This is a genomic window from Ignavibacteriales bacterium, assembly GCA_026390595.1.
GTDB lineage: Bacteria > Bacteroidota > Ignavibacteria > UBA10030 > UBA10030 > UBA9647.
The window spans coordinates 150,756-163,958 of record JAPLFQ010000024.1; the positions used below are offsets into that span (position 1 = coordinate 150,756).

The following is a 13,203-nucleotide window of genomic DNA, read 5'->3' on the forward strand; positions in this document are numbered from 1 at the left end:
ATCAAGAGGAAAGAAATGACCATGATGAAAAAGATGGTGCACGCTGCATTAGTTTTCTTTTTGCTTTCAACATCGGTCCTCGCGCAATCGGGGAAGGATCGGTATGTGCCTGAACGGGTAATACTGAACCTGACGGAGAAGCCAGCCACCAGCGTTGCAGTAACATGGAGAACGGTGGCTGAGTCGGCAAGCCAGATGGTAGAATGTGCCGAGTCGACAGACGGTGTGCAGTTCGAGAAGCTGAAGAAAATGACGCCGGCCAAACGCGAACGTCTTGAGGCGGACAAGAGTGGAACGGTGTTTCACTACTCAGTGGTTCTCGCAGATCTGAAGCCCGGAGTGAAATATGTCTACAGGGTCGGCGGAGACTCGGTCTGGAGCGAATGGAACCAGTTCACCACCGCGCGTGCATCGGCTGAGCCGTTTAAGTTTGTCTGGTTCGGCGACCCACAGGACGACATCAAGGAACACGTCTCTCGCATTTTTCAGGAAGCCTTCAAGACTATCCCCGACGCGTCTTTTTGGACATTTTCGGGGGATATGACATCAGAGCCCGAAGACTATCGGTATGCCGAACTCTTCTATGCTGCCGGGTTTGTGTTCAGAATAGTGCCGAGCATGATGGTCCCGGGGAATCACGACATGGCCTACAAGATGGAAAACGGGAAGATCGCTCTGGATGAGAGGGGAAGAAAGGACCGGGTGAAATCCATTTCTCCCATGTGGAGGCCGCATTTTACGCTTCCGGAGAATGGGGTGCCGGGTCTCGAGGAAACTTCATATTTCGTCGACTACCAGGGGGTCCGGTTGATCATGATAAACAGCAACGACAGGCTTGAGGACCAGGCCGCCTGGATGGAAAAACTTCTCTCTCAGAATCCGAACAAATGGACGATCGTTTCATTCCATCATCCCCTGTACTCCTACGGCCGGGTGCGCGATGAACGATCGACCCGCGTTGCCTTCCTGCCGCTCTTTGACAAATATCATGTCGATCTGGTGTTGACCGGTCACGACCACACCTACGCCCGGAGCTTCAAGCTGAAAAATGGAAACGTCGTGCCTGACAATCAACAAGGGACTGTGTACCTTGTCTCATCATCAGGGCCGAAGTTCTACGTTGCGAACCCGCTTTATCAGTCGCTGATGGCCAAAACAGCGGTGGACAAATCGTTGTTCCAGGTCGTTGCTGTTGATGGAAACAAGCTCTCTCTGAAAGCATACTCCGCTGCGGGTGTGCTTTTCGATTCGTTTGAACTGGTGAAATGAAGCATGAGCCGGAGGCCCGCGTAATGAGATTTCCTAAAAGAGTGCTGGTGCTGGCGTTGGTACTATGCTCGTTCTCTCTGGTGACGAGTGGGCAGCAGCATGCCATGCCGGTGCCCCGTATCATCCCAACACCTCAGCACTTCATCCGGAAGAATCTGCAGTTCGCTCTTACCAAGGGAACGGCGATTGTTTTGGAGTCGAATTCGCGGCAGGACCGTTTTGCGGCGTTGCAGATCAACGAAGAACTCGCGCGGTGGAAATCCCGGGCGTTGCCTGTGACGGATGCGAAGGAATTGCGGCAACTCCCCGCGAAGTTCATTTTCGTGGGCAATGCTGTATCTCAGACCGGCCGGCGACTCTTGAGCGAGCGCAAGGGAACGCTGCCTCCGGAAATGGCGGAAGAAGGCTACTTCCTTGATGTTGATGCGAAGGGAGTTGTCATCCTTGCTGCGTCGGATCGAGGGAGGTTCTACGGAGTGATGACGTTGCTGCAACTGATGCGGCGTGAAAAGAACTCCGTCGTGATTGACGGTGCAACTGTAACTGATTTCCCCCTCTATAAGCAGCGCGGCATTTCTGACGACATAAGCCGCGGGCAGGTCTCAACCCTCGCGAACTTCAAGAAGATCATCCGTTTCCTTGCACGGTACAAGATGAACACGTTCTCACCGTACATAGAAGACATGTTTACATTCAAGAACCATCCGTTGATTGGCAGAGGCAGAGGAGCATTGACTGCCGCTGAATTGAGAGAACTGGATGCGTATGCCGGGCAGTATCACGTCACAACAGCCCCTATTTTCCAAACTCTCGGCCATGCCGAAAACCTGTTGGCGATTCCTGAATACCTCGGCTACGCAGAATACCCGGGCGGGAGGACGCTCAACGTTTCGGATGAGAAGACCTACACGCTGCTCGATGAGATGATCGGCGAGATTGCCGGCTCCTACAGCGGTCCCTATTTCAATATGGCGGCAGATGAGACACGCGACGTCGGTCTTGGGGCGAGCAAAGAGCGTGTAGCGAAACTTGGATTGCCGAAAGTGCTGGCCGATCATTACACGCGTGTGGCAGCCATCATCCGGAAATACGGCAAAACGCCGATGATCTATGGCGACATTATTCTCAAGAATCCTGAAATCCTTCAGATGATTCCGAAAGACATCGTCATCGTGGACTGGAACTACGATCCACAGTATCAGTATGACACTCCGGGTCTGCTGAAGCGTGCCGGTTTCCCGGTTGTGGTTTCCCCGGCTGTGCGCAACTACCGCGGCCCGTTCCTCGATTTCCTGAATTCGTTTGAGAACATTCAACGCTTCAGCCGGGCCGGATACGATGAGAAGACAGAAGGTCTGCTGATCTCGAGCTGGAATGATTACGGCGGTGAGGAGCTTCGTGAGTTGAACTACTATGGCTACGCCTGGGGAGCTGAATGCGCATGGCAGCCTTTGAAACCTGATGTCGCATCGTTCAGTGAAGCGTTCTTCAGGTATTTCTTTGGGACACATGAGACAGAATCCGTCCGGGCGGCCTATGCGATTCTCTCCAGCCCCTCCAACAATTACACCTGGTATGAACTGTGGCGCAATCCTATGCTGCCGTTCATGCCGCCGGCCCCGCTCAAGGGGCATTCGGCCGTTATTATGGAGCGGCTTCAGAGCATTGAATCGACAATGCCGCTCGTCATTTCTCTTCTGAAGAAAGCGGAAACCGTTGTACACGACAACAATGATCATCTCAGATATTTGGATTTCGTCGCCCGATTGAATCTCTGGTTTTCGAAAAAAGTGCAGGTGGGGGAGAAGGTGCGGGAGTTGAGCCGGTGGGCTTCCTCATCGCCGCGGAAGGATTCGGTGGCGGCTGCCATCGTTTCTCTGTGTGAAAGTGTCATTGGTGATCTCAAGCCACTCAGTCTCGAGTTCGATCGGCTGTGGAAAATATCGAACAGGCCCGAGGGATTGGAGTATCTGCTCATGCGCCACGACCGCCAGAAGGCTTTCTGGCAGGAGAAGGTCGATCAGGTGAAAAGCGGTGTGTTTTGGGTGGAGCCTGAGATTGAAAGCTCCTGGATATATCATGCCGACGTGAAAACGGGTTCGCAGCCGCCGGCACGCGTTCAGCAAGCGTACTTCCGGAAGACGTTTTCCGTTCCGAAAGGGACAAAGTCCGCCACCATTCAGCTCATCGGCGATACGTATGTGAAATTGGCGGTAAACGGTCACGAGGCAGGTGAAGTATATGTGAGGAGGTCCAACTCGATCAGCGCAGAGCACCAGAGGATCAAGATATTCAACATACTGCCTCTTCTGACCGATTCGGTGAATGTCCTCACGGCAGAGGCCCGGGATTATTCGGTTGCTGGTTCATCCGGTTTGAACATCTACGGCGAGCTGCGCTTTGCCGATGGATCAATACAGAAGATCACAAGCGATACAACATGGAAGGTGTCAGCTTCCGTTGGCTCCCAATGGAAAACCGTTTCATTTGACGACTCGTTATGGCCGCATGCCGTCGTGAAACCGTATCCATACGCCGTTGATCGTCCCGACTTCGCGACCGGGCGGGCGTCGTGGATTGAGCAGTAGGAAAGAAAGTGAGACGTAAGAAGTTAGACGGGAGACGAGTTGGCGGTTCAGAAGTCAGTACACCCCGAGCGAGCGTTTTTCGCGAGTCGAGGGGAAATCAGAATCCAGAATCCAGAAATCAGAAGACAGAATCTAGAATCCAGAAATGAAATTCCAGCTAATCGCCAACAGTTAACCCCGGAGGACTCAGATGCGATTTACAGCCGCAGCAATGATTTGTTTGACGATGGCAGGAACTGTTATTGCCCAGGAGAAGTATCCAGCCAAAGAAGAGATCCTCCAGGCGATCCGTGAATGCGCACGGTACGGATCTGAGGTGCTTCTCGATGAGAACGGGAAATCACGATGTGATTACAGCATCATGGATGGGAAATGGTTCGACTATGAACCGGCCTGGCATACGGGTCAGCTCATTAACGGTTTGGTGGAAGCGTACAAGGTGACGAAAGACGAGAAGTGGCTGGCAGCCGCGAAGAAGGCAGGCGATTGGTGGGTCGGCCTGGAAATCAAAGATCATCCGAAGCTCAAAGGGATGGTGCGTGCAATTCATGGTGATGGGATAGATTTCATCGTTTGCGCGACCGTCACCGATGGCACGCCGGGACTTTTCAATCTGTACCGCGTCACGAAGGAAAAAAAATACGCCGACGTTCCCACGGGTGCCGGTGAATGGATGCTGCAGAACTTCTACCTTCCCAAAGAAGGAATGCTGTATGACATGGCGGATCCGAAGACCGGCGAAGTGCTGAAGGAGAACAGCCCGTTCTGGCCTGACAAGAAGAAACAGACGCTGAATGAAGTCGCCCGGGTGAACAACGAGGGGTCCATCTACAAGGACATGTACGAATACACGGGCAATGAGAAGTACAAGACGGTGTTTCTCAATCTGTGCCGGAGCCTGGTGGAAAAACAGGGGCCCGAAGGTCTCTGGATGCAGTTCTCGCCGAACGATGCTTCAAAAGGGAGCTTCCATCCGAGGTTCAACTTGTGGAATGCGGAATCGCTTATCGAAGGCTTCGTGTTGACCGGGGACAAATCGTTCCTCCAGGCTGCCCTGAAAACATTGAAGTTCTACACGAAGTACCAGAAGAAAGACGGAACGATCTATTACGAGAATAATCTCGATGGCAGCTCCAACCAGAATTCTGTCAGCGGTTCAACCGTCGCTATGGCGGGACTGCTCTGGATCAGGCTGCAGCAGCTCGGAGTTGGAGACGAGTTCAAAGAGAACATTGAGCGAACAGCGAAGTGGATCATAGCAAATCGGTTTGCATCCGATCACCCGGACAAGAATCTCGCAGGCGCGACAATGAACATCCGGACACGCAGCAAAGGGGGAAAACTCTATCTGACGCAACGAGACCTCGGGACTTCCTTCAGCCTGAGATTCCTCGCAGCCTACCATAACTATCGGTACGGGGGCGAGTAATGACTCGCTGGGCATCATATGTCGGCGGGATCTGCTGTATCGCACTCGTATCTACATCCGGGCAGGTTGCGACAAAACCATCAGCCGAACGGGCCGCTCGCGCAATCATCGACCGGGTTATGCACGAGACTGCCTTCGAGTTTCAATCAGTTCCGCTCAAGCCCACGCTGGACATACAGGTCCTGGATTTTGGCAGCCTTTTCGGTTCCGCGTCCAAAGGTGTTGCGTTCGCCATGAGCTCAATCCTGGCGGAGAGCGATACGACGATGGCGTTCGGACTGAGTCGTGACCTGCCGTTGACGATCAGGCTGAATGGCGCGACCGTCTATTCCGCCAACAAGTCCGCCTCGTTCGCGTTCCATGAGATCGGCTACGAGCTTTTTCGGTTCAATGACACGATACGTCTGCCGCTGAAAAGAGGAGAAAACCTTATTCTCATCAAAGCCGGGCTCTCCGCCGGACGCAATGTGGCTTATCTCAGAGAGCTTGCGAGGCCTGGACTGAGGCCTTCGACCAGTTTCGACCTCGCGCATGTTGATCCGGTTTTCAAGGGAAAGCCATGGACGTTTATCGGAGTGTTCGTGAATACCAGAGGAAATCCGTTGGCCGACTCTCTTCCACCGGAGTCGGGATACAAAAGCACCTACTCATACGGCGGTGCTGATTTGTCCTGGCGCTTCCCAGCGCAGCGGATGGTACAAGATTTCCGCATTAAGCCTGATGCTACTTACCGCCGGGAATCGTATGCGGAATGGCAATACCCGAACGGAACAGTGATGCTCTCACTGCTGGACTTCGCCTCCGCCGCCAGGGACACTTCTGTAAGCTCGTTTGTCAGGGCTTGCTGTTCGTTCACTCTCGACAATTTCGAACTGTTCAAGAGTCAGTACGAGCGGCTCCATGCATTCAGAGGGGCCAATCACAAGCTCATCAGGAGCGGTATGCTGGACGATACGGGGGCCCCGGCACTGCCGTTTGTGGAGCTTCTGCTTCGAACGCACGATCAGCGTCTGCAACCTCTCGTCGCCGATGTCGCAACGTATGTCTCCAAAGGCCAGGTCCGACTTCAAGACGGAACATTATGCCGGTACGAAAAATATCCCGGCACGGTATGGGCGGATGATCTCTTTATGAGCGCTCCGTACCTGATGCGTATGGGTCTCGTTACCGGCGACAGGCAGTATTTTGACGATGCTGCACAGCAGGTGGTCAGGTTCAACAAGTATTTGCTCGACAAGAAGACCGGCCTCTACAGGCATGGATGGTACGATCTCGAGAAACGGCAGGCATCGGTTTCGTGGGGGCGGGCGAACGGTTGGGTGATCTGGGCGACATCGGAGGTTCTCAGGTTTCTTCCGGAATCGCACCCGCTGCGGACCGGGATCGTCAACATCTATCGCAATCATCTGAAAGCTCTTGTGTCCTATCAGGCATCGTCTGGTTTGTGGCACCAGGTGCTGGACCGTCCCGATTCCTACGAAGAGACTTCCTGTACCGCAATGTACCTGATCGGTATTGCAAGGGGGCTCCGCTCCGGGATTCTCGATTCAAGTTTTGTTGGACCCATGGAGAAGGCCTGGACGGGATTGCAGTCCCGCATCAGCAGCGACGGAATCGTGAGGGACATATGCCGCGGCACGGAAATGAGCGAGGATCTTGAATACTATTTCAAGAGGGAGCGGTTCGACAATGATCCGCGCGGTCTGGGTGCCGTGATATCCGCCTGCACGGAAATGATGCAATTCGGCAAAAGGGAAACGACAAAGTGACGACGGCGGAAATGACATATCGGGCGAGACGTAACATTGCCCGGAAATTCTAACAATAACAAAGGAAGCACAGAACTACCATGGCATATCGAGAGAAATCATTTGAAAGCGTGAAGGTGCACATTTACGACAGTCGCGACGAGATGGGCAAAGCTGCAGCGGCACATGTGGTGGGGCTCATACGCCAGGTGCTGAAAGAAAAAGGAACGGCAAACGTGGTATTTGCCGCCGCCCCTTCTCAAAACGAATTCCTTTCGTATTTGACCAAGTCCAGCGATGTGGATTGGTCTCGCGTGGTCGGGTTTCACATGGACGAGTACATCGGCCTGCCTGCAACCTCAGATCAGTTCTTCAGCCTCTATCTGCAGAATCACCTTTTTTCAAAAGTCGGGATGAAGCAGGTGCACATACTTGATTCTCAGGCCGTCGATCCGGCAAAGGAATGTGAACGCTATGCGGCCCTGTTGCGTGAGAACCCTACCGACATCGGCTGCATGGGAATAGGCGAAAACGGGCATATAGCGTTCAATGACCCGCCAGTCGCTGACTTCGCTGACAAGTACCTGGTGAAAATTGCGGAGTTGGACGAACCATGTCGCCAGCAACAAGTCAACGACGGGTGCTTTCCCACCATCCAGGACGTGCCTCCGCGCGCCCTGACACTCACCATCCCTGCTTTGATGTCCGCGCAGTACCTGAGCGTGGTGGCACCCTCGGACCGTAAGGCGCGTGCTGTGCGTGAGTCGATGCTCGGTCCGGTGACGACGAAGGTGCCCGCGTCGGTTTTGCGCCGCCACGCTCGAGTTTCGCTGTTCATCGATGAACATGCGGCCTCGTTCTTGTAGACCCATGAATGACGCTTGGCGCCGTCTCATTGATTCCCGTTTCATCTTACTTGAATGTCCTGGGAGACCCCTCGTTGAAAAAACATGTAATTCACACTTTGCTTTCCTTTCTTATACTCGTTTCGTTCGGACAGGCTTCGGAAGTTCCGAAGCTGATCGTCCTTATTTCCATAGATCAAATGCGGGCGGATCACCTGGAGCGGTACGCGAAAGAATATTCCGCGGGATTCAGGCGGCTGACCACAGAGGGAGTGTGGTACTCGAATGCCGGCCTGGGCTATGCGAATACCTCCACAGCCCCCGGCCATGCTACGATGGCGACAGGTGTCTATCCGTGGAAGAGCGGGATCGTGGGAAACAGTTTCATCGACAGAAAAGCCAACCGAAGGGTGTATTCTGTTGAAGATTCCACCGCGATGCCGGTGGAAGGTGAAGGCGGAAAGAGATCCCCCAACAATTTGTTGACGACGGCTGTTGGCGACTGGCTGAAAGGGGCATCAAAGCGGTCGAGAGTCGTTTCCATTTCGTACAAGGACCGGCCCGCAGTCCTTATGGGGGGCAAGAAAGCGGATTATGCTTTTTGGTATGACCGGACGAACGGGCATATGGTGACTTCTACGTACTATACAAGCGCTCTTCCGGAATGGGCAAGAGGTTTCAATGCGGGCAATTGGGTTGAAAGGAACCTTCCCGCTGTGTGGACCAAACTCAAAGCTGACTCTGTCTACGGACGATACGGTCCCGATGCCATGGAGGGAGAATACCTTTGGGACGGAAGCACAAGTTTCCCGCATGCGTTCACACCGGCCAAGAGGTTCAGCCAAGCATTCGATTCACCGTATGGGAATACGATGCTGCTCGATTTTGCCCGCGTGGCATTGCGCGGCGAACAACTCGGCAAGCGTGGGGTCACCGACCTGCTCTGCGTTTCCCTTTCTTCCACTGACAACATTGGCAGCATGTTTGGGTCCAATAGCCACGAAATGATCGACAACCTTATTCGACTCGATCTGGCTATAGATACGTTCCTTACCGAGCTCGCTTCCGCGTATGGGAGGGACAACCTGCTCGTTCTCCTCGTAGGAGATCACGGTGTGATGCCTCTTCCGGAATATGTCACGACTGTCGAGCACAAATTCGCCAGGCGTTTCGACAACAAGAAAGAGATTCAGCAAAAACTGAGGCAGCTCGATTCGTTGCTACGCATCGAACTGAAAGCCCCGGAGACGGTTGTCAAGGAGGGGTTCATCAACTATTCATTGATGAACGAGGCAGGTGCTGATCCGCGGGTAATCGAACGAAGGGTGCGCGATGTCGTTCTGAGCGTTGACGGAGTTGCGGATGTGTATTTCTGCACCGAGCTGCTTGATCCCAAAACGCCTCAGCGCCTGTTCCTGGAGGCATATCGCCACAGTCTATATCCGGGCCGGGTCCCGGATTTCTTCATTCGCGATTGTGAAAACTGTCTCGTCACTGATGCGAAAACGGGGACGTCCCATGGATCTCCCTACTCCTACGATGCCCATGTACCGCTCGTATTCTGGGGAGCGCACTATGCAGCCAAGAGAATCGATCGCCCGGTTCACACGGTGGACATTGCTCCGACGCTTGCAAAGATCCTCAATATTCAGGCTCCATCGGGGCTTGACGGAGTAATCCTTGAAGAGTTCGGAAACAAGTAGGTGCCACGCACCTGCACAGAAAAAGAAGAAAGGTCGTAGAAGGATGGTCCGCGGAGTTATTGGGCTTTTGTTCTCTGTATTGATCACAGCCACTGTGATGGCTCAACCAGGCAAAATATTCCCCGCCGAATGGAGGGAATTCCCTTCGCTTGTGACAGACTATACGGTGGTGCAGCTCACCACCGACAAGGCAGAAGATATTCGGCTGTATTTCTACAACGACGGGATTGTCCCGGCCGCTAATTCTGTTGTATTTTCCTCCACACGAACCGGACGCGACAATCTGTTCCTGATCAATCTCAATGACGGACATATCACGCAGGTCACCGACGGTCGGCGTATTCAGGGTGGAAGTGCCGTAATTTCTATCCAGAAGAATGAAGTATACTACTTCGATTCAGGAGCCCTCTGTGCGACAGACCTGTCGACATTCAAATCCAGGAAACTTGGCTACGCGATACCCGCAGGCTATGCGACATCCTCAAGCCTGACGATCACGGATGATGGCGAGTGGCTCGGGATCGGGATTGTGGAATCAACGAACAGCGGCAAGAAGTACCCCACCGATTTTGATCGCATGAGAGCGAAAATGGACTCGCGTCCCTGGAGCGAGATTTTGCTCGTACGAACAAGCAGCGGCGAGGTGCGAAAGGTGCACAGAGAGAAGCAGTGGATCAGCCATGTCATGGTCCATCCGCAGAATCCGAATCTAGTCAGCTATTGCCATGAAGGGCCCTGGGAAATCGTCGATCAACGGCTGTGGTTTGTCAACGCAGACGGATCTGACAACCATCCCGTTCGAGTTGAAGCACGGACAGAGGACCGGGTCGGCCATGAATACTGGTTCCCAGATGGGAAACGCATGGGTTATCAGGTCTCCACCGACTGGCCGCGCAAGGGGATCGGGATCCTCGATATCGCTACAGGGCATTACAAGGAATACTACAATGCGACCGACCGGCACACAGAGGTGAACTACGGCTGCGATCTGTTTGTCGGGGACGGGAGGGCGGAGATTCCGTGGATCAATCTCTATACGATCTCGGGAGATTCACTTGTCTGCAGGCATGTTTTCCGGCACGATGATGATTTCAAGCGAAGTATGGACGATCCGCATCCGTCGTTTCTGGCAAAGTCGGCTGATATTCTCTTCACGAGCAACCGTGACGGGAACACAAATGTATATCTGCTTCGAAAGAAGAAGTAGGGAGTGGCAGCGCTCTTCGGTTCCGATCAGGATTCATTCACCTCGAGAGGATAGAAAGAACCAGCATGGCGAAAACGACCCGGGCAATTCAATCCTTGCGTTGGTGGATCGGAGGCATGTTGTTCGCCTCGACGGTGATCAACTACATCGATCGCCAGACCCTTTCCGTGCTCGCCCCGTTCTTGAAGACGCAGTACGGGTGGACGAACGAAGACTATGCTCTCATCGTCATCGCGTTTCGTGTTGCCTACGCGATCGGCCAGACAGTCCTCGGCAGGTTCATGGATCGGGTCGGGACGCGCCTGGGGCTTACCATCACTGTAACCTGGTACTCTATTGTTGCCATGCTCACATCGCTTGCCACGGGACTGAGGAGTTTCGCCTTCTTTCGTTTTCTTCTGGGAATGGGTGAATCCGCAAATTGGCCTGCGGCAACGAAAGCGGTTTCGGAGTGGTTCCCGAAGAAAGAGCGTGGCTGGGCTGTCGCGCTTTTCGACAGCGGCTCCTCGATTGGCGCGGCCATCGCTCCGTCGCTCGTCATCTGGCTCTATCATTCATTTGGAGACTGGCGACCTGCATTCCTGATTACCGGGACGCTCGGCTTTCTCTGGCTTATCGTGTGGCGAATGATGTACTATCGCCCCGAAGAACACCCGCGCATCAGTCAAGATGAATTGAAGATGATCCTTGCCGATCGCGATGTCCCTGATTCAGTTGAAACGACACTCGCCCCGGTAACGAATGAAGCCCGTCCATCCTGGTGGACCCTCTTGAGGTACCGCCAGACGTGGGGTATCATTGTGGCGCGGGCAATGACCGACCCGGTCTGGTTCTTCATCGCAGACTGGTTCATGATTTTCCTCGTGTCCAAGGGCTTCTCTCCTGAAGATACGCTCGTTGCGTTCTGGATTCCCTTCGTTGCGGCTGATCTTGGCAACTTTGCAGGGGGCGGATTCTCGAGCTATCTCATCAAGCGGGGTTGGCCCGTCGGCCGCGCCCGGAAAGCAGTGGTGGCCTTCGGTGCAATAGGAATGACGATGCTCGTTCCCACCGTGTTTGTGTCGAGTCTGTTTGCCATCGCCGGACTGTTTGCCCTGGCGACATTCGCGTATGCTACTTTTTGCACGATGGTGCTCGTTTTCCCGTCGGACCTGTATCACAGCGACTCCGTTGCCACTGTGAGCGGCTTGAGCGGCACGGCTGCCGGAGCGTTGACGATTCTCTCAACCTTTCTCATCGGATGGATAGCCGATCATTACACATTTACGCCGATCCTTATTGCCGCGAGTGCGTTTCCCCTCATCGGAGCCGTGCTTGTCTTTGTGCTGATCCGAAATACAAAACACAGCGGAAAGGGCGTCCTGCTGCGAATCTAGGTTCGTCGGGGCTACCTCGTTCATCCTCCATCCCATATGCCCCCATTGGTGAAACGGCCTCGCACTTCTCAGACCGGAACTTCACGGTGTTCCCCGATGTTCTTTCTCCAAGACGATCGCTCGGAAACGTCCTGTGCGACCCCAATCCCAGGTGTTGTTCCAATTGTGTAGTCCCTACTCCAGAGGAGGACTTGTGAATCACTATCCACTTACCGAAGATCAAATCAGTTTCTATCAGGAGAATGGCTACGTTCGTCTGGATAACGTCCTGACAATGGACGAGGTGGATGTGCTTCGGAAGGTTGTCGCCCAGGCCGTGGAGGACAAAAACAAGTACAATTTAAACCTCGGTCCGCGCACTGATGAAGGATATTCAAAGGTCTTCCTTCAAATGGTGAACCTTTGGGAGCGATATCCGGTGCTCGAGGACTATGTTCACAACACCCGCGTTGCCGAAATTGCGCGGCGGCTGACACGTTCAAAATTCGTCCGGCTCTGGCACGATCAAGCGCTTATTAAATATCCCAAAGACAGCAAGGCAACCGCATGGCACCAGGACACGGTCTATTGGCCGATGAACGAGGCAGGGGGGCTTTCCTGCTGGATGGCGCTCGATGAAGTGACAGTTGAACGAGGATGCATGTGGTTTGTCCCCGGGTCGCATAAGCTCGGACCGCTTCCCCCGGTTGATCTCGGCAATGTTTCTCCCGATAACCTTGACGCTGTGCTTCCGGAGTCATTCCGCGGCGTGAAGCCGGTCGCGATTGAATTGAAGCCAGGCAGCTGCACGTTTCACAACGGTCTTACATTCCACTACGCCGGACCGAACATCACGGAAATCCCCCGTCGGGCGATGGTGACAATCTTCATGCCGGGGGGGACGACGTACAGGAAGCACACGCACATCATTGGAGATCGCAGCAATCTTCAACCGGGAGAAGAGTTTCACGGGCCGCTCTTTCCGGTTCTTGCCCGCGACTAAGCAGCCAATGATTGCTTTCGTTGGCACCATGTAGGCCAAAACACGCTGCGCGTTTT

Annotated in this window: 9 protein-coding genes; all 9 read left to right on the top strand. The window is 53.9% G+C overall.

The window, feature by feature from the left end; translation table 11 throughout:
* Positions 1 to 15 precede the first annotated feature (15 nt).
* The 9 genes from NTU47_13865 (at position 16) to NTU47_13905 (ending at position 13,147) form a co-directional block, all read left to right on the top strand.
* The gene (locus NTU47_13865) at positions 16 to 1,269 is read left to right on the top strand and encodes a metallophosphoesterase family protein (protein ID MCX6134894.1); all 1,254 of its coding nucleotides are present in this window, start codon (positions 16 to 18) and stop codon (positions 1,267 to 1,269) included.
* A gap of 23 nt (positions 1,270 to 1,292) precedes the next feature.
* Positions 1,293 to 3,857, top strand: coding sequence for a family 20 glycosylhydrolase (locus tag NTU47_13870; protein ID MCX6134895.1), 2,565 nt, complete (start codon positions 1,293 to 1,295; stop codon positions 3,855 to 3,857).
* Between the two features lie 190 nt (positions 3,858 to 4,047).
* Positions 4,048 to 5,286: a glycoside hydrolase family 127 protein gene (locus NTU47_13875; protein MCX6134896.1), complete on the top strand. Its 1,239-nt coding sequence runs from the start codon at positions 4,048 to 4,050 to the stop codon at positions 5,284 to 5,286.
* The gene (locus NTU47_13880) at positions 5,286 to 7,055 is read left to right on the top strand and encodes a glycoside hydrolase family 88 protein (GenBank protein MCX6134897.1); all 1,770 of its coding nucleotides are present in this window, start codon (positions 5,286 to 5,288) and stop codon (positions 7,053 to 7,055) included. The genes NTU47_13875 and NTU47_13880 overlap by 1 nt, the downstream gene beginning before the upstream one ends.
* 80 nt (positions 7,056 to 7,135) lie before the next feature.
* Positions 7,136 to 7,900, top strand: a complete 765-nt coding sequence (locus NTU47_13885) for a glucosamine-6-phosphate deaminase (protein ID MCX6134898.1) — start codon at positions 7,136 to 7,138, stop codon at positions 7,898 to 7,900.
* A 74-nt stretch (positions 7,901 to 7,974) separates the two neighbouring features.
* Positions 7,975 to 9,582: an alkaline phosphatase family protein gene (locus NTU47_13890; protein ID MCX6134899.1), complete on the top strand. Its 1,608-nt coding sequence runs from the start codon at positions 7,975 to 7,977 to the stop codon at positions 9,580 to 9,582.
* 67 nt (positions 9,583 to 9,649) lie between these two features.
* Positions 9,650 to 10,789: an oligogalacturonate lyase family protein gene (locus tag NTU47_13895; protein MCX6134900.1), complete on the top strand. Its 1,140-nt coding sequence runs from the start codon at positions 9,650 to 9,652 to the stop codon at positions 10,787 to 10,789.
* 65 nt (positions 10,790 to 10,854) lie between these two features.
* On the top strand, positions 10,855 to 12,165 hold the full coding sequence (locus NTU47_13900) for an MFS transporter (protein ID MCX6134901.1): 1,311 nt from the start codon (positions 10,855 to 10,857) through the stop codon (positions 12,163 to 12,165).
* Positions 12,166 to 12,358: 193 nt separating this feature from the next.
* Positions 12,359 to 13,147 carry a phytanoyl-CoA dioxygenase family protein gene (locus NTU47_13905; GenBank protein ID MCX6134902.1) on the top strand — a complete coding sequence of 263 codons (789 nt, stop codon included), beginning with the start codon at positions 12,359 to 12,361 and terminating at the stop codon, positions 13,145 to 13,147.
* The last annotated feature ends 56 nt before the right edge of the window (positions 13,148 to 13,203 follow it).